The sequence below is a fragment of the Nitrospirillum bahiense genome (genome assembly GCF_007828025.1).
GTDB lineage: Bacteria > Pseudomonadota > Alphaproteobacteria > Azospirillales > Azospirillaceae > Nitrospirillum > Nitrospirillum amazonense.
This window is the reverse complement of sequence record NZ_VITO01000008.1, coordinates 163,074-179,624: the sequence shown is the minus strand read 5'-3', so window position 1 is coordinate 179,624 and position 16,551 is coordinate 163,074. Positions and strand designations below refer to the sequence as shown.

The following is a 16,551-nucleotide window of genomic DNA, read 5'->3' as shown; positions in this document are numbered from 1 at the left end:
GTCAGGCGAAGCTCAGCGCGTGTGAGATGGCGGCCGCCGTGCTTTGCAGGGCGGGCAGGAACTCCTCCCGCAACTGCGCCTCCGTCACGCGCGAAGCGTGGGTGCTGACGTTCATGGCGGCGATCAGGGCGCCGCCCCGTCCCCGGATGGGCACGGCGATGGAGCGCAGGCCATCCTCCAGTTCCTGGTCCACCAGGGCCCAGCCTTGGCCGCCGGCCTGGCGCACGGCGGCCTTGACCGCGTCCGCCTTGATGTCCGGCGTGGCGGCCAGGACGGCGTCCAGGTCCGCATCGGGCAGGGCCGACAGCAGCACCCGGCCCATGGAGGTGCGGGCGGCCGGCAGGCGGGTGCCGATGCTGATCTCGATGGACATGATGCGCTTCATGGGCACGCGCACGACATAGACGATGTCCGTGCCGTCCAGCACGGAGATGGAGCAGGATTCCTGCACCCGGCCCACCAGTTCCTGCATGAAGGGCTGGGCCACCCCCGTCAGGGTCAGGGACGACAGGTAAGCCAGGCCCAGGTTCAGCACCTTGGGCCGCAGGCTGAACAGCTTGCCATCGAAGGCGACGTAACCCAGCGCGCACAGGGTGTGCAGCAGGCGCCGCGCGGTGGCGCGCGTCACGTCGGCGCGCTTGGCCACCTGCGACAGGGTCATGGGCGTGTGGGTCGCGCCGAAGGCCTCGATCACCGACAGGCCGCGCGCCAGGGCGCGGACGAACTCGCCCCCCTCTTCCCCGGCTTCCACATCCACGTCCGTCATCTGCCGCATCCCCACCACGCAGGCGCGCCGCCCCACGGGCCGTTGACAGGCCGGGGCGCCAGGTTCATTGTGATGTTCATTATACGGACATTTGTACGCTAGACGAACAAAAAGATGCGGCCGCTTAAAAAAAGTGGCCGGCGACTTCCCTGGGGAGGGGACAGCTGACAGTGCCCAGGCGTGGCCGCCGCCAGGACGGCTGCCACCGGGCACCAGCCAGGCCCCCTTCCTTCGCGACGACGAAGGAGTGCGTATTCCATGACCGAAGTCTTCATCTGCGACGCGATCCGGACCCCCATCGGGCGCTACGGCGGCGCCCTGTCGTCGGTGCGCGCGGACGACCTGGCGGCCGTGCCGCTGCGGGCGTTGATGGCGCGCAACGCCCAAGTGGACTGGGACGCGGTGGGCGATGTCGTCTTCGGCTGCGCCAACCAGGCGGGGGAGGACAACCGCAACGTGGCCCGCATGGCGGCGCTGCTGGCGGGCCTGCCGGTCGGCCTGGGCGGCACCACCGTCAACCGCCTGTGCGGATCGGGCATGGACGCTGTCGCCATGGCCGCCCGCGTGGCGGCCCTGGGCGAGGCGGACGTGATGATCGCCGGCGGGGTGGAAAGCATGTCCCGCGCGCCCTTCGTCATGGGCAAGGCGGAGGATGCCTTTTCCCGCAAGGCCGAGATCTTCGACACCACCATCGGCTGGCGCTTCGTCAACAAGGCGATGAAGGCGGCCTATGGTATCGACAGCATGCCGGAGACGGGCGAGAACGTGGCCGAGGACTTTGGCGTTTCCCGCGCCGACCAGGACGCCTTCGCCATCGTCAGCCAGCGGAAGGCCGCCGCCGCCCAGGCGCGCGGCCGGTTTGAGCGGGAAATCGTCCCCGTCACCATCCCCCAGCGCAAGGGTGAGCCCAAGGTGGTGGCCACGGATGAGCATCCCCGCCCCGACACCACGCTGGAGGCGCTGGCCAAGCTGAAAGGCGTGGTGAAGGCCGAGGGCACGGTGACCGCCGGCAACGCGTCCGGCGTGAACGACGGGGCGGCCGCCCTGCTGCTGGCCTCAGCCGAGGGTGTGCGCAAGTACGGCCTGACGCCCCTGGCCCGCTTCGTCGGGGCCGCCACCGCCGGCGTGCCACCGCGCGTCATGGGCATCGGCCCGGCGCCGGCGACGCAGAAGCTGCTGGCCCGCCTGGGCCTGACCATCGGCGACATCGACGTGGTCGAGCTGAACGAGGCTTTCGCCAGCCAGGGGCTGGCCGTGCTGCGCCAGCTGGGCATCGCCGACGACGACGCGCGGGTGAACCCCAACGGCGGCGCCATCGCCCTGGGCCATCCCCTGGGCATGTCCGGCGCCCGCCTGGTCGCCACCGCCGCCCACGAACTGGCCGGATCGGACGCCAGGCGCGCCCTGTGCACCATGTGCATCGGCGTGGGCCAAGGCATCGCCAGCGTCATCGAACGGGTCTGATCACCCCCAGGCCCTGAGCATACCGGAGTGTCGCGACTAGGTCCCGACTGGGGCCGCCGGCGTTTGAGGAATAAGAACCGATGTTATCCAAAGTTCGTACTTCAGCCCTGGACGCGCTTGCCGACGTCCGCGATGGCGCCATCGTCATGGTGGGCGGCTTCGGCAACGCCGGCATGCCCATGGAACTGGTGGACGCCCTGATCGAGCAGGGATCCCGGGACCTGACGATCGTCAGCAACAACGCCGGCAACGGCACCACCGGCCTGGCGGCCCTGCTGGCGGCGGGGCGGGTGCGCAAGGTCATCTGCTCCTTCCCCCGCCAGACCGACAGCTTTGTCTTCGATGAGCTGTACCGCGCCGGCAAGGTGGAACTGGAGTTGGTGCCCCAGGGCAACCTGGTGGAGCGCATCCGTGCCGCCGGCGCCGGCATCGGCGGCTTCTTCACCCCCACGGGCTACGGCACACCGCTGGCCGAGGGCAAGGAAAGCCGGGTGATCGACGGCCGTGGATATATCCTGGAATACCCCATCCACGCCGACGTCGCCCTGATCAAGGGCCGCCTGGCCGACCGCTGGGGCAACATGGTGTTCCGCAAAACCGCCCGCAACTTCGGCCCCATCATGGCGTCGGCCGCCAAGGTGTCAGTGGCGCAGGTGGAGGAGATCGTGGAGCTGGGCGCCCTGGATCCGGAGGCCATCGCCCTGCCCGGGATATTCGTCAGCCGCGTGGTGGCCGTGGGCAAGCCCGCCGCCCGCTCGGCCGCTTGAGCCAGGAGTTAGAACCATGAGCCACACGCCCCCCAAGTACGTCGCGTGGACCCGCGACCAGATGGCCGCCCGCATCGCCAACGACATCGAGGACGGCGCCGTCGTCAACATCGGCATCGGCATGCCGGAACTGGTTGCCGACCACCTGTCGCCCAACAAGGAAATCCTGCTGCACAGCGAGAACGGCATCCTAGGCATGGGCCCCAGGCCCGCCGCCGACGCCGTGGATCCGGACCTGATCAACGCCGGCAAGCAGCCGGTGACCCTGTTGGACGGCGGCGCCTTCTTCGACCACAGCCTGTCCTTCGCCATGATGCGGGGCGGGCATCTCGATATCGCCATCCTGGGCGCCTTCCAGGTGGCAGAGAACGGCGACATCGCCAACTGGTCCACCGGCAAGCCCGGCGCCATCCCGGCCGTGGGCGGGGCCATGGACCTGGCCGTGGGCGCCCGCCAGGTCTTCGTGATGATGGAACACCTGACCAAGGACGGGCAGTCCAAGCTGGTGCACCGCTGCACCTATCCCCTGACCGGGCTGGGCTGCGTCACCCGCGTCTATACCGACCTGGCGGTGCTGGACGTGACGGCCGGCGGCTTCGCCGTGCGCGATCTGTGCCAGGGCATGAGCCTGGAGACGCTGGCGGCGTTGTCCGGCCTGACGCTGGCGGCAGCCTGAGCCACCGGGCGGCTGGTGCCGGGGGGCACGGCCGCACCCCGGATGGTATGATCGGGATAGGGAGAAACGTGAACCACATATAAACCACCTAACCCTTAAGCCATTGACCTAACCGGAAGATTTGGCCTGGCGGCTTGTTCATACCATTGTAGGTGGAACGAACCTCTCGTATCCTTCAGGGCATGCTTAGGCCCCGGTATCGGCTGGGGCCGTCCCGGGTGGGAAGGGTACGTCGGTGGACCTGGACATCCCCAGCCTGCTGGTCGTCAACACGCTGCTGCAGACCGTGGCGGCCCTGTGCCTGTTGATGGCGGCCCTGTCCCTGCCCCGCCAGGCGGGCCTATCCTATTGGGCGGCATCCGGCTTCGCCCAGGCGGCCGGCTTGGCCCTGAACAGCGAGCCGGGCTGGGTGGGTCTGCTATCCGGCCATTTTCTGATCTTCACCGGCTATGGCCTGGCCTATGTCGGCGTGGTCCGTTTCCTGGGCCGGCCCACGCACGAGACGTGGCCCGTGTTGGTGCTGGGCGCGCTGCTGGCGGCCGTGTTCCTGTGGTTCACCGTGGGCGCGCCGGAAAGCCGGGGCCGCATCCTGGTCAGCAGCCTGTTCTTCACCACCCTGTCGGCCGCCATCGCCTGGCACCTGGTGCGCCATGCGGAGAGGGATCTGTGTCCCGCCGCCACCGTCACCGGCACCCTCTACGCGGCGTGGGCGCTGCTGGCCTTGGCCCGTGCCGCATGGGCCCTGGTGATCGATTGGGAAGGGACGGTGCAGGAACCCCATGCCATGAAAGTGGCGACCCGCCTGGTCATCATCTGCGTCACCACCACCGTCACCAACGGCTATTTGTGGATGATAAGCCGGCGCCTGGATTCCGAACTGATGCAGCAGGCCCGGCAGGACCCGCTGACCGGCGTGGCCAACCGCCGGGTGCTGTGGGCGGCCGGCGAGATGGAGGTGTCGCGCGCCCTGCGCCACCACCGGGCGCTGTCGCTGCTGATGATCGACATCGACCATTTCAAGGCGGTGAACGATCGCTGGGGCCACGGCACCGGTGACGCCCTGCTGGTGGCCGTGGCGGATTGCCTGACGCGGGAGTTGCGGCGCAGCGACATCCTGGCCCGGGTGGGCGGTGAGGAGTTCATGGCCCTGCTGCCCGAAACCGGGCTGGAGGATGCCTGGGCGGTGGCGGAGCGGGTGCGCCAGCAGGTGGCGACCATCACCCTGGACCGGCCGCAGGGGGCGGTACGCTGCACCGTCAGCATCGGTGTCGCCACGTTGGGGGCCGACGGCCATGTGTGGGAGGAGCTGGTGACGGCGGCCGACCAGGCGCTGTACCGCGCCAAGGACACCGGCCGCAACCGCACCGAAACGCTGAGCGTCGGGCCTGGTGGGCTGGAGACGATCCTGCCCTTGTCCCAGTCGGGCTGGACAGCCTGATATCCGGGTAGGGGAGGTCGAGGCCGTTGCCACGGCCCCGGCGCCCACCGGTTCAGGCGTGATCGGGGCGGTTCGCCACCCTCGATCCGTACAGTGCGGGCCCGTGCGTCAGGCCGTCACGTTCACCGACTGCCCCGCACCCGTCTGCTGGGTGAAAGAGGACAGCAAGCTGGCCGCCGACGACACGTCGCCGCTGTTGAGCGAACTGCCGATCTGGCTGAGCAGGCTTTTCAGCGGGTTGCCGGTGTCACTGGCGGTGCCGTCGGTCGATGAGGACGTGCCGCCGCTGTCCGTAGCGCTGTTGTCGTTACTGCCCAGCAGCTGGGTCAGGCTGCTGTAGGCGGACTGGGCGCTGGACAGATCGCCGGAGGACAACGCGTCCGACAGGCTGGAGAAAGCGGAACGCACGGCGGACGCCTGGCCGTTGCCGCCACCCTGGCCGCCGCCAATCCCACCGGCATCCCCACCCGGCGGCGGGCCCGGCGGCGGACCATGGCGGTCGCCCCCGTGGGACTTGATGTCGGCGAAGGCGCTTTGCGCGCCCGAGACGTCGCCGTTCTGCAGCGCCGTTCCCACCTTGTCCAAGGCGTCCTTCAGCGGGTTGCCGCCGCTGGAAGACGACGCGGAATTGGCGGGCGCGTTGGCCTGCAAATCCTTGCTCAGGGTATCATAGGCCGATTTGGCCGTATCCAGGTCACCAGAGGACAGCGCGTCGCTCAAGGCCTTGAAGTCGTCCTTGATGGTCGACTTCGCGGACTGAGCCGTGCCGCTGGTGCTCGTCGTATACGCAGCGGTGGTAGACGACGACACAGAAGAGATCGACATGAACACTCTCCGTCGTCGGGGTCTGATGGGAAATATCGGGGGGTCGGCCCCGTTGAGACCCCCCGACGCGCGTTGCACGCAAGTGGATCTGGAGTCCGTCGCATTTTTCTCGAAAAAAATGCGCCCGATTATCCGAAGGTAGCCGTTTGACTGTTTAGGGTTAAATTAGTCACATGCGCTTGCAGTATTGCATCGCATCCCTGCAAGCGATGGCCCTTTCGGGAATTATTCGGTCAGGGCTTGCGCGGCGGCAGCATCTCCCGCCACAGGGGCAGGCGCCGTTCCAGGTCGGCGAAGGTGACCAGCGCCTCGGGACATTCATCCCGGTTGGGCGCCTGGGTCTGCATGGTGACGGCGGTGTTCACCAGGAAGTCGAACATCTCGCCCACCTTGCGGCGCTCTTCCGGGTTGGGCGCCGTCAGGTCCAGGAGTTCCCGCACCTGGTCGGAGGCATGGTCGATGCGCGCCACCGTGACACCGCAGGCCTTGGCCTGTCCGATGATGGGCCCGGCGGAGCGGGCATAGTCCCACACGTCCGCCCGCGCCACGGCGGACGGCAGCAGCAGGCCCAGCAGGGCAAAGACGACGCACGCGCGGATGTGGGGCACCCTTCTCAGCATGCCCCGAAGATAGGATGCGGACGCCGCCGACGCCAGCGCCCTACCCGCCGATCAACAGTTTGGTCAGCCAGCGGTGCAGGGGTTTCAGCGGCGGGCGGGCCAGGCGGTCCAGGCGGGGGCCCTTGCGGTCGAACACCGCCTTCAGGTGGCTGAAGGTGTCGAAGCCGTCGCGGCCGTGATAGCGGCCCATGCCGCTGGGGCCGATGCCGCCGAAGGGCAGATCCTCCACCGCCACGTGGATCAGGGTGTCGTTGACCACCACACCGCCGGCGGCGGTGGTCTTCAACGCCCGTTCGATCAGGGCGCGGTCGCGCCCGAACAGGTAGAAGGCCAGCGGCCGGGGCCGGTCGCGCACATAGTCCAACGCGCGGTCGACATCGTCATAGGGCACGATGGGCAGGAGGGGCCCGAAGATCTCCTCCCGCTGCAGGGTGATGTCCTCGGGCGGGTCCAGCACCACGGCGGGGCCGATGTCCAGACCCGGCACGGGCGGGCCCAGTTCCCGCACCACGGCCCCCCGGCCCTTGGCCTCCGCCACCAGCGCCGCCATGCGGGCGCGGCCCGCCCCGCCGAAGACGGCGGACATGGCGCTGGCACCGCCTTCCGCCGGGAAATAGCCGGGCACGGCCCGGGCCAATTCCGTCACGAAGTCCTGCATCCGGGATCGGGGCACCAGGGCGTAGTCGGGCGCCACGCAGGTCTGGCCGGCGTTGGTGAACTTGCCATAGGCGACGTCGGTGGCGGCCGACGCCAAGTCGGCATCGGGCAGGACCAGGGCCGGCGACTTGCCACCGAGTTCCAGGGTGACGGGCGTCAGGTTCTCCGCCGCCGCCTTCATCACCAAGCGCCCCACACGCGTGGATCCGGTGAACAGGATATGGTCGAAGGGCAGCCGGCCGAAGTGGGCCCCCACCTCCGCCCCACCGGAAACGACGATGGCGGTGTCAGCCCCCACCGCCTCCGCCACGATGTCGGCGATCAGGGCGGTGGTACGGGGTGTCAGTTCCGATGGTTTCAGCAGCACCCGGTTGCCGGCGGCCAGCGCCCCGGTCAGGGGCCCCAGCGCCAGGAACAGCGGGTAATTCCATGGGGCGATGACGCCCACCACGCCCACCGGCTGCGGCTGCACCCAGGCGCGGCCGGGGCCCAGGGCCAGTGGCACGGACCGGCGGCGGGGTCGCATCCAGCCCGCCAGATGGCGGCGGGCATGGCGCAGGCCTTCCAGCGACACGAAGATCTCGGCGAACAGCGTCTCATGCGCCAGCCGGCCGCCGAAATCGGCGTCCACGGCCTGGACCAGGGCGTCCTGGCGGCGGACCAGCGCCCGTTCCAACGCCCTTAGCTGGTCCCGCCGCCGCTCCGCCGGGGGGTAGGGATCCTGCCGCGCCGCCGCCCGCAGCCGGTCAAAGGCCCGGGTCACCGCCAACAAGTCGTCACCCCGCTGCTCCACCGCCATCATCCTTTCGTCCTCCACCCTACTCACTTCTTCTTAAAGGCCGGCGACCGCCGGCCCCCGCAGATTTCCGGGGAGCGCAGCGGACTGGAAATAGAGGATAGCCAAAGGCCCGTACGGGCCTGCCGGCGCCTGAGGAACCTTAAAAATGCCAGCTCAGGTAACCGCCGAAGCGGCGGGGGGAGCCCATGCTGATGGAATCCAGACCGAAACTGTCCAGGTTGTTGATATCCATGATGTAGGTCTGGTCGAACAGGTTGCGTACCCACAGGCCGAGGCTGATCGTGCCGTTGGGCGCGGTCCAGCCCAGCCGCGCGTCCGTCAGCCAATAACCGGACTGGCTGAGACGGGTCAGGTTGTGGCTGTCGAAATAGACCAGCGACCGGTAGGAGACGTCGATGCTGGCGTTCAGCGTGCCGGCGTCCTTGCCGCCCGCGCCATCCAGCGGCTGGTCATAGCTGACCAGGCCGCTGAGGGTCCAGCGGGGCGCGGAGGGCAAGCGGTTGCCGGACAGGCTCTCCCCCTCCGAGACATAGTTTTGGTATTCGCTGTTGAGGTATTCGCCACCCAGGCTGATCTCCAGCCCCTTCAGCGGCACCAGGGTGACGTCCGCGTCCACGCCGTAGAGGCGGGCGTTGGCGGCATTGTTGAAGGTCTGGGTGGGGACGCCGTCACGGGTGACGATCTGGAAGACCTGCAGGTTGCTGTAGTCGTAATAGAAGCCGGCGGCGTTCAGGCGCAGGCGCTTGTTCCACAGCTCGGTCTTGGCGCCCACCTCATAGGCGTCCAGCGTCTCATCGGCGTAGGGCGCCAGGTCGGCCGGGTCGCGGGTGTAGCCGCCGAAGAAGCCGCCGCTTTTGTAGCCGCGGTTGTAGCTGGCGTAGAGCATGACGTCGTCGGTGGGCTTCACCTGGATGGAGGCGCGGCCCGACACGCTGTCGAAGGATTTGGAGGCAGCGTAGCTCAACACGTCCACCACCTGTTCCACCGTGCTGCGATAGCGGAAATCCTTATCGTCCTGGGAATAGCGCAGACCGCCGGTCAGGGTGACCATATCGGTCAGTTGGTAATCCACCTGACCGAAGACAGCGTAGCTGTCGCTGATCTGGGTATAGGGATAGCCCACCGTGGCCACGTTGTTCTCCAGCGAGAAGCCGGTGGGGTTGTCGTCGGTGATGAACAGGGGCCGCAGGTCGCGCAGGATGTCGTACTGGCTGGCGGTGTTCAGATAGTCGTGCAGGAAATAGGCGCCGGCCACGCCGCGCCACTTGTCGCCCAGCGGCGCCTCCACCCGCAGTTCCTGGGACACGTCGTGCTGTGTCGCCTTGTAGGTGCTGGTCAGCAGGTTGTTGGGGCTGGCGTCGGTGTCCTCCAGGTCGTTGCGCTCGGCGCTGTCGAAGCCGGTGATGGAATAGAGGGTGGCCTTGCCCAGGTCCCACCGCACATTGACGGAGGCGCCCCAGGTATCGACCTTGTCCTGGCCCTTGACGTTGTAGGCGCCGGCGTAGGGGTTGTTGTCGGTGTCGGCGTAGCCCAGCGCGTCGGTGCACAGACCTGAGGCGTAGGCGCCGGCGGCGCACAGGCCATCGGGCCCCGCGACGGACGGATCCTGCGGGATCAGCGGCCGGGACTGGAAAGACCGGCTGTCGCCCCGGTTCTGGCCGCCATGGAACTGAACCGTGACGCTGAGGTCATCGCTGGGCGTGAACAGCAGGCTGGCACGCCCGCCCCAGCGGTTCACGGCGTTGACATAGTCGTTGTAGTAGCGGTTGTAGGTGTCGCCGTCGTCGCGTTCATAGACGCCGGCCAGGCGCACCGCCAGCTTGCCGGGAACGATGGCGCCACCGACGCCGGCCTCCGCCTTCACGGAATTGAAGCGGCCGTATTCCAGGCTGCCATCGCTGGTGGTCTCGAAGGTCGGCTGGCGCGAGGTAATATTGATGGCGCCGCCGGTGGTGTTGCGGCCGTAGAGCGTGCCCTGGGGCCCTTTCAGCACCTCCACCCGTTCCAGGTCGAAGAACTGCCCCAACTGCGCCAGGGGTGATGCCACGAAGACGCCGTCCGCATAGATGCCGACGGCGCCGGCGGCGTTGGCGTTGAAGTCGTTCAGGCCCACGCCGCGGATGAACACCTTGGGATTGGCGCTGGCGTCGGAGGTCTTGATCTGCAGGCCCGGCGTCAGGGCGGGGAGATCCTGCACGTCGCGCACGCCGGCCTTCTCCAGCGTCTCGGCCGTCAGCGCGGTGATGGCCACCGGCACGTCCTGCAGGTTTTCCGCCCGCTTCTGCGCCGTGACCACGATTTCCTGCAACACGCCGTCCGTATCGGGCGGCGCCGCAGACTGCGCCCGGGCGTTGCCCTGCAGCGCACCCAGCGCCACGCCCGACAGCAGCATGAACCCGATACCCGCCTTGCCTATCCGCATCATGGTTGGCTCCCTGTTTTTGGTTCCGTCGTTGCGCAACCGCCCTAGCACTCTTTCTTCTTGGCCCCGGTGCCCGCCGGGGGTACGCGCTCGGCTGCCGTTTTCGGTCAGGCCGACATCTCGAACACCGGCCACCGCCCGGTTATGGCGGCGCCGTCATAGGCCAGCAGCGGCCCGAATTGCAGCAGCACCGCCTCGCTCTGCGAGGGACGCAGGAACACCCAGTCGTCCGGCTTCAGCGGCACGCGGCGGGATCCCGACCAGCGTTCCTGGTTGCTGGACCGGCCGTAGAGGCCGCTGAGCTGAAGGCCCGGCGGCGACACCGGGTTGGCCAGCCAGTGGCCGCCCTGCACGAAAAAGGCGCGGGCGGTATTGGGATCGAAGAAGGCGGCGACGCCGGCCAGGCTTTCCAGCCCGGGGATCAGCGCCGGCTCCGCCACCTTCAGCACCGGGGTGGCGATGAAGCAGGCGGGCTGATGATGCGCCAGGGTGTCGATGTCGAAGTCCGTAGGCTTCACGAAGGCGGAGCCGACGGCCACCTCCGTCGCCACCGGGTCGTCGGTATGCAGGGCGTAGGTGGGGCTGCCCGCCGTGTTGAAGGTGTAGGGCGCCTGGCCCTCCTTCAGCGGCGCCTTCTCCCGCAGGACGCCGGCCATGCGGGCGTAGACCTCCTTGGCCCGCGCCAGCGCCTTGCCCCGCATGTCGAACACGCCGGGCATCTTGGCGACATGGGGGTCGTAGCCCATGAGGCCGCAGGCGGTGACGGCCGGGTCCAGGCCCGTCAGCATGGCGGCCAGCGCCGCGGGATCCGTCAGGCCGCCCCGATGCAGGCCCACGTCGATCTCGAAATTCACATTGAGCGCCACGCCCCTGGCCTTGGCCATCGCCGTGTACTGGGCTAGGCGCTCCGGCGTGTCGATCAGCCATTGCGGGCCGGGGGCCTGCGCCCCCAGCGTGTCGTAATAGGCGGCGGCCGCCGCCACCGGCAGGGGCTTGCCCATCAGCATGTCGGCATCGGGGACGCGGCTCCCCATCTCCACCAGCATGGGCTGGTTGAAGACCATGTAGCGCTTGGTCTTCAGGCCCGCCGCCACCCGGTCCATCAGGTCGTGGCAGGGCAGCGACTTGACGACGATGCGCAGGCCCTTGGCTCGGGCGCCCGCTTTGCCCAGGGTGTCGCCCACCGCCTTGATGTTGGCATCCAGGCGTGTGGTATCGACCACCAGCACCGGCTGGGCCACGCCCGCCTTGGTCAGGGCGGCCGACAGCCCGGTGAAATAGGCGTCATGCCCGCCGCCGTGGTCGCCCTCCGGCCAGGCGAGGGCGGCGGCGCCCACGACGGCGGCGCCGGCGATGCCGCCCGCCAGCACGCCGCGACGGCTCGGGCGCCTTCCATAGTCATCACGCATTGGTGAACACCCCCCGCAGATAGTCGTTGAGGAAGCGCCCCTCCGGGTCGATCTGGCGGCGCATGTCCATGGCGTCGCGGAAGCGGGGATAGAGGGCGATGAAATCGGCGGTCTTCAGCGTGTTCAGCTTGCCCCAGTGCGGCCGGCCGCCATGGCGCCGCAGGATGGGTTCCACCACGTCGAAGAGGAACTGGTAGTCGTCCTTGTAATAGGCATGCACGGCGATGGAGCCGGACGGCCGGTCGTGGAAGGGCGACAGCCAGGCGTCATCGGGGGCGATCACCCGCGCCTCGATGGGGAAGAAGACATCGTGCCGCCGGGTCTCGATGGCCTCGATCACGTCCTTCAGCGCCTGTACCTGCGCCTCGCGCGGCAGGTGGAATTCCATCTCGTTGAAGCGGATGGGGCGTTCGTTGGACAGCAGCTGCCAGCTTTCCGCCACCACCCGTTCCGGTTCCAGGCCGGACAGCACGTGCTTGGCCACGCGGCGGCGGATGGCGGGGGACCAGCCCAGCCAGTCGCGCAGCGCCTTCAGGCTCATGACCGCATCATTGTCCTGGGTGGGCGGCCGGGGCGTCGCCGGCGCGTCCGTCTCGTCATGGGTGATGACGGCGGTCATGCCGGTGAAGGGAAGGTAGTAGAATTCCACATTGCGGTGGGCGGCCTGCAGGGTGGGCCATTCCGCCAAGGTCTGTTCCACGGGCTGCAGCCACACCCGCCGTTCCACCCGGTGCGCCGGGCTATTCTTCAGCGTCACCCGGGTGAGGATGCCGAAGGCGCCCAGCCCCACCCGGGCGGCGGCGAACAGGTCGGCGTTCTGGGTGGCATCGCAATCCAGCACCTGGCCATCCGCCGTCACCAGACGGAAGGCCTGGACGTTGCCGTGCAGGGCCATCAGGTTGACGCCCGTGCCGTGGGTGGCGGTGGACAGGGCGCCGGCCAGCGATTGCTTGTTGATGTCCGGCAGGTTGGGCATCTCCTGCCCGACGGCGGACAGGGCTGGGCCCAGGTCGGCCAGCCGGGTGCCGGCCCGGACATGGGCGATCAGCGCCGCCGCGTCGTGGCCATCCAGCCCGGCGATGCGGTCCAGCGTCACCAGCGTGCCGGGGGTGGGCACCAGGGGCATGAAGGAATGGCCGGCGCCAACGGCACGGATGGGACCGGGGCTCTTGCGCACCAGGTCGGCCAGTTCGCCCTCATCCGCCGGCGCCGCGCGGCTGGTGGGGTAGGAATGCTGGATGCCGGACCAGTTGCGCCACAGCAGATGGCCGCCGGCGTCGGCGCTGGGCGGGGCCGGCGGTTCCGGCTGCACACCCACGCGGGAGGCCGCCACGCCGCCGGCGGCCAGCGCGGTGCCGCCCATCAGCAGAAACAGGGTGCGCCGTGTCAGCATGGTTCGGTCCGTTCCCTCATCAAGGCTTGTCGTTCAGTTGGCTTTTCCAGCCGGCGCCTGCCCGGCCATGAAGCGGATCAGCGCCTGGTAATCATCGGCGGTGCAGGAGAAGCACTGGCCACCCGCCGGCATGCCGTTGAAGCCTTCCAGCGTGTGTTTCAGCAGGGTGTCCGGCCCCTTGGCCCAGCGCGGCTTCCACGCCGTTGCGTAGCCCACCAGGGGGGCGCCGGAATCCGGATTGGCGTGGCAGGCCTTGCAGCTGGCCTCATACAGGCCAGCCAGGCGATCCTCCGCCGGGCGCCGCGTGGCCAGCGCCTCGACCGTGGGCGGCGCCTCGGGCGCCGGGTCGCAGGCCGACAGGCCCGCCGCCAGCGCGGCCAGCAGGAACAGTGCGGGCACACGTGCCCGTTTCGGAAAATGCCCGATGCCCAAGCCCATGAAACTCCCTGTCGCCGCCCGTCTTCGCGGGTACGGCGTTAGTCATCGCTAACTAGTTAGTGATAGCTAAAAATGGTGGGGCTGACAAGGGGGTTTGTGGCAGCTGTCACGGCACCCATAGCTTGGCCAATTGGGGCCATAGTCCGCCTCAAAGGACACTGTGCCGTCCGGTTCACAATCGGACAAATCCGCTGGCTTGAGGGATGGGGTTAAGGTTTGGCTGCTTGGTCCAGCCATAGGCCAGAGCACGCGTGATGGCCTTCAGGTTCTCTTCCGCGCTCAAGTCCCAGCTCCCCCCATATCGCGGGGCACGGCCATCTGCTTGCCCAATACCGGCCATCTCCATACCGTTACTGGCGCACCTATGTACCGGCTGCCGATCTCGTGTGAGCGTATTTACGGGGCTGGAGCCCGTCTGTAGAACAAACCCGCGACACCGGCTGTCGCACTTCACCGTGCGCACCTTCACGCGGCGCATCTACAGCAAGCTTGAGGTCACCTCCAAAGCCGAGGCGGTTTACGAGGCCAGGATGCTGGGCCTGCTGAACCGGTAATACTCCGCACCCGAACCCCGATGGGATGCCGCGTGATCGCCCGCATGAAATACCGCCCCACTTCCCTTCTCTCCGCTGTGGTGATCCTGTTATCGGTGATGCCGCTGGCCGTCGTCAGCCTGATCGGCGCCATGGGCGGCTGGGACGGACGGGGACAGATGGCGCGAGCCGTCCTGTTTTCCCTGGCCGTGGAACCGGGGCAGGCGCCGCCCGGCCGTCTCCCCTTGAGCGAATTCCTTCAGCGTGACCTGCCCGCGGCCCTGGATGTCGTTTTCCTGGGATCGGGGTTCTACGCCCTGCGCGTGTGGTTCCAACGGCGGAGATCATTCGGCTATATGCTGTTTTTCAGCTTGGCGGTCATCTCCTTCACCGCGCACCTGCACTTCTACCTGAGCCCCAGCCACCTCACCGATTGGTTCACTTGGCTGACGATCTGCACCTTGTTCTGGCTCATCGGGATCATTCATTTTTTTCTGCTGCGTCCGGCGTTGCGCCCCCCGTTCACGATCCTGACCGGGGCCGCGACCATGGTGGCGGGCGCCGTCACCCTGCTGACAGTGCCGGCGGCGGGGCCGATACCGGTACTATCCTGCGCACCCTTCCTCATACCCGCCCTCTACGGCATGGCGCTGGCGATGGCGGCAAGTGTCAGCATTGTGGACATGACGCAGGCCGGTCCCGGGTTCAGCGCGACGCGCATGGTGGCCAGCTGTGTCGGCGTCTGTGTCATGCTGGGCGTAGCCGACCAATGGATGCATTCCAGCGGCCTGGGCCTCGATGGATGGTTCCTGGGGGCTTACATCAACGTCGTCGCCCTGGTGCTTGTCGGCATCCTCCTGTACCGGCGCTACAGCGCCGCCATAGCCAGGATGCAACGGGCCAACGCCGACTTGGCCGAACGCCTGCGGGTCCGCGAAGCCGAGTTGGAGGTCAGCCACCAGCGCCTGCGCGAGGTGGAACGGCGCCAGACCATTAGTGAGGAGCGCCAGCGCCTGATGCAGGACATGCACGACGGCGTGGGTGCCTCGCTGATCAGCGCCATCCGCTCCGTCGAGCGGGGCGCCGTGAACGACGCCGAGGTCTCGCAAATCCTCAAGGGCTGCCTGGACGATTTGAAACTGGCCATCGATTCCATGGAACCGGTGGACGCCGACTTGCTGCTGCTGCTGGCTTCGCTGCGCTACCGGCTGGAACCGCGGCTGGAGGGATCGGGGATCACCCTGGCGTGGGATGTCCAGGACGTGCCAACACTCACCTGGCTGGACCCGTCCAGCGCCCTGCATATCCTGCGCATCCTGCAGGAGGGCATCGCGAATGCCCTGCACCATGCCGGGGCCCGACGTGTCCGGTTGGGCACCGCGCCTGACGTCCAAGGGAATGTGGTCGGCGTGCGCGTCACGATAGAGGACGATGGGCGGGGCTTCGATGCGGAAAAGGCCCTGGAGACATCCACCGGCCGGGGGCTACGGAACCAGCAGCGCCGGGCCCAGGCCGTGGGCGGCACCATCACCTGGCATTCCGGCCCCATGGGCACGTGCCTTACCCTGTGGCTGCCGCTGCACCGCGCACCGGGCGCCGCCGCAGCTCAAGGTCGCTGACCAGATAACTCCGGCTGACATCGGGGAGACGCGGCGCGATACCGCGTCGCTCGACGTCCCAGCTGCATGCCGATTAACCCGTCAGACCGGCGCCCCGCCGGCGCCGCCCAGCGCCAGCCAGATGTCCGCCGTCATCTCGGCATCGGCCCGGGACTTGTGTTGGTAATCGCCGGTGACGCTGACGCCACCGTCCTGCTGCCGCCGCCTTTTGTGACGCGTCCGGACGGTGCCGCCCACACGTTCCGCCACCAGGGACAGGCGGGAGCGTTCGGCCGGCCAGCGGCGGCGGGCCAGTTTTTCGGTGCACACCACGGGGTTGGCCAGGGGCGGAAGACCGGCCACCGCCAGTTCCTGGTTCAACAGGGCGACATCACCGGCGGCACCGTGGAACACCAGCGGGTCGGAACCGATGAAGGCCAGGATATCGCCCGCCACGTCCGCGAAGTCCGGACAGTCGGCGAGTTCCTCCGCCCGAACGCCGTGCACACCGATGGCGATGGGGTTGAGCGGGCAGCGCGGATTGATGCGCCAGCTGCACGCCTCCCGCATATACCCGCCGGCGCCCGACGGTGAAACCGCGACGGCCGACACCTCGATGATGCTGCGCCCCTGCACCGGCCGGAAACCGGTCATCTCGATGTCCATGGCCACCCAACGCCCGGATGCCGGGCCAACTGACCCGGCTGGCAAGCCGGCTGGAATGATCTGCGCCTTACCCATGACCT

General features: G+C 68.3%; 15 protein-coding genes. 6 read left to right on the top strand and 9 right to left on the bottom strand.

The window, feature by feature from the left end; genetic code table 11:
• Window position 1: 1 nt before the first annotated feature.
• On the bottom strand, window positions 2–766 hold the full coding sequence (locus tag FBZ88_RS13845) for an IclR family transcriptional regulator domain-containing protein (protein ID WP_145617597.1): 765 nt from the start codon (window positions 764–766) through the stop codon (window positions 2–4).
• 258 nt (window positions 767–1,024) lie between these two features.
• On the opposite strand from FBZ88_RS13845, the gene pcaF reads away from it, so the two are divergent.
• The 4 genes from pcaF to FBZ88_RS13825 all read left to right on the top strand — a co-directional run bounded on the left by pcaF (window position 1,025) and on the right by FBZ88_RS13825 (window position 5,111).
• Window positions 1,025–2,230, top strand: a complete 1,206-nt coding sequence (pcaF, locus tag FBZ88_RS13840) for a 3-oxoadipyl-CoA thiolase (RefSeq protein ID WP_145617595.1) — start codon at window positions 1,025–1,027, stop codon at window positions 2,228–2,230.
• Window positions 2,231–2,310: 80 nt separating this feature from the next.
• A complete protein-coding gene (locus tag FBZ88_RS13835) occupies window positions 2,311–2,997 on the top strand; it encodes a 3-oxoacid CoA-transferase subunit A (protein ID WP_145617594.1) in 687 nt (228 codons plus the stop codon).
• Between the two features lie 16 nt (window positions 2,998–3,013).
• Complete coding sequence (locus FBZ88_RS13830; protein WP_145617593.1) at window positions 3,014–3,673, top strand: 3-oxoacid CoA-transferase subunit B; 660 nt, start codon at window positions 3,014–3,016, stop codon at window positions 3,671–3,673.
• A gap of 235 nt (window positions 3,674–3,908) precedes the next feature.
• Window positions 3,909–5,111 carry a GGDEF domain-containing protein gene (locus tag FBZ88_RS13825; protein ID WP_145617592.1) on the top strand — a complete coding sequence of 401 codons (1,203 nt, stop codon included), beginning with the start codon at window positions 3,909–3,911 and terminating at the stop codon, window positions 5,109–5,111.
• A gap of 108 nt (window positions 5,112–5,219) precedes the next feature.
• Here FBZ88_RS13825 and FBZ88_RS13820 read toward each other — a convergent pair whose 3' ends face one another.
• The 7 genes from FBZ88_RS13820 to FBZ88_RS13790 all read right to left on the bottom strand — a co-directional run bounded on the left by FBZ88_RS13820 (window position 5,220) and on the right by FBZ88_RS13790 (window position 13,635).
• Complete coding sequence (locus FBZ88_RS13820) at window positions 5,220–5,936, bottom strand: hypothetical protein (protein ID WP_145617591.1); 717 nt, start codon at window positions 5,934–5,936, stop codon at window positions 5,220–5,222.
• Window positions 5,937–6,169: 233 nt separating this feature from the next.
• A complete protein-coding gene (locus FBZ88_RS13815; RefSeq protein WP_145617590.1) occupies window positions 6,170–6,544 on the bottom strand; it encodes a hypothetical protein in 375 nt (124 codons plus the stop codon).
• A 52-nt stretch (window positions 6,545–6,596) separates the two neighbouring features.
• A complete protein-coding gene (locus FBZ88_RS13810) occupies window positions 6,597–8,015 on the bottom strand; it encodes a coniferyl aldehyde dehydrogenase (RefSeq protein WP_145617588.1) in 1,419 nt (472 codons plus the stop codon).
• Window positions 8,016–8,151: 136 nt separating this feature from the next.
• On the bottom strand, window positions 8,152–10,437 hold the full coding sequence (locus tag FBZ88_RS13805; RefSeq protein ID WP_211102655.1) for a TonB-dependent receptor: 2,286 nt from the start codon (window positions 10,435–10,437) through the stop codon (window positions 8,152–8,154).
• Between the two features lie 104 nt (window positions 10,438–10,541).
• A complete protein-coding gene (locus tag FBZ88_RS13800; RefSeq protein WP_145617587.1) occupies window positions 10,542–11,843 on the bottom strand; it encodes an alanine racemase in 1,302 nt (433 codons plus the stop codon).
• Window positions 11,836–13,236 (bottom strand): D-arabinono-1,4-lactone oxidase, encoded by a 1,401-nt coding sequence (locus tag FBZ88_RS13795; RefSeq protein ID WP_145617586.1) that lies wholly within the window; start codon window positions 13,234–13,236, stop codon window positions 11,836–11,838. The genes FBZ88_RS13800 and FBZ88_RS13795 overlap by 8 nt, the downstream gene beginning before the upstream one ends.
• A gap of 33 nt (window positions 13,237–13,269) precedes the next feature.
• Complete coding sequence (locus tag FBZ88_RS13790) at window positions 13,270–13,635, bottom strand: c-type cytochrome (RefSeq protein ID WP_211102654.1); 366 nt, start codon at window positions 13,633–13,635, stop codon at window positions 13,270–13,272.
• Window positions 13,636–14,060: 425 nt separating this feature from the next.
• On the opposite strand from FBZ88_RS13790, the gene FBZ88_RS13785 reads away from it, so the two are divergent.
• Window positions 14,061–14,228 (top strand): response regulator transcription factor, encoded by a 168-nt coding sequence (locus FBZ88_RS13785; protein WP_211102653.1) that lies wholly within the window; start codon window positions 14,061–14,063, stop codon window positions 14,226–14,228.
• 44 nt (window positions 14,229–14,272) lie between these two features.
• Window positions 14,273–15,826: a sensor histidine kinase gene (locus FBZ88_RS13780; protein WP_186464391.1), complete on the top strand. Its 1,554-nt coding sequence runs from the start codon at window positions 14,273–14,275 to the stop codon at window positions 15,824–15,826.
• 81 nt (window positions 15,827–15,907) lie between these two features.
• Here FBZ88_RS13780 and FBZ88_RS13775 read toward each other — a convergent pair whose 3' ends face one another.
• On the bottom strand, window positions 15,908–16,471 hold the full coding sequence (locus tag FBZ88_RS13775) for a 3'-5' exonuclease (RefSeq protein WP_186464390.1): 564 nt from the start codon (window positions 16,469–16,471) through the stop codon (window positions 15,908–15,910).
• Window positions 16,472–16,551: the final 80 nt, after the last annotated feature.

Excerpts from the sequence above, each read along its gene's own strand:
- FBZ88_RS13820 (WP_145617591.1), bottom strand. The coding sequence starts at position 5,936 with ATGTCGATCTCTTCTGTGTCGTCGTCTACCACCGCTGCGTATACGACG.
- FBZ88_RS13780 (WP_186464391.1), top strand. The coding sequence starts at position 14,273 with ATGAAATACCGCCCCACTTCCCTTCTCTCCGCTGTGGTGATCCTGTTA.
- FBZ88_RS13830 (WP_145617593.1), top strand. The coding sequence starts at position 3,014 with ATGAGCCACACGCCCCCCAAGTACGTCGCGTGGACCCGCGACCAGATG.
- pcaF (WP_145617595.1), top strand. The coding sequence starts at position 1,025 with ATGACCGAAGTCTTCATCTGCGACGCGATCCGGACCCCCATCGGGCGC.
- FBZ88_RS13775 (WP_186464390.1), bottom strand. The coding sequence starts at position 16,471 with ATGGACATCGAGATGACCGGTTTCCGGCCGGTGCAGGGGCGCAGCATC.
- FBZ88_RS13800 (WP_145617587.1), bottom strand. The coding sequence starts at position 11,843 with ATGCGTGATGACTATGGAAGGCGCCCGAGCCGTCGCGGCGTGCTGGCG.
- FBZ88_RS13845 (WP_145617597.1), bottom strand. The coding sequence starts at position 766 with ATGACGGACGTGGATGTGGAAGCCGGGGAAGAGGGGGGCGAGTTCGTC.
- FBZ88_RS13835 (WP_145617594.1), top strand. The coding sequence starts at position 2,311 with ATGTTATCCAAAGTTCGTACTTCAGCCCTGGACGCGCTTGCCGACGTC.
- FBZ88_RS13810 (WP_145617588.1), bottom strand. The coding sequence starts at position 8,015 with ATGATGGCGGTGGAGCAGCGGGGTGACGACTTGTTGGCGGTGACCCGG.
- FBZ88_RS13795 (WP_145617586.1), bottom strand. The coding sequence starts at position 13,236 with ATGCTGACACGGCGCACCCTGTTTCTGCTGATGGGCGGCACCGCGCTG.
- FBZ88_RS13805 (WP_211102655.1), bottom strand. The coding sequence starts at position 10,437 with ATGATGCGGATAGGCAAGGCGGGTATCGGGTTCATGCTGCTGTCGGGC.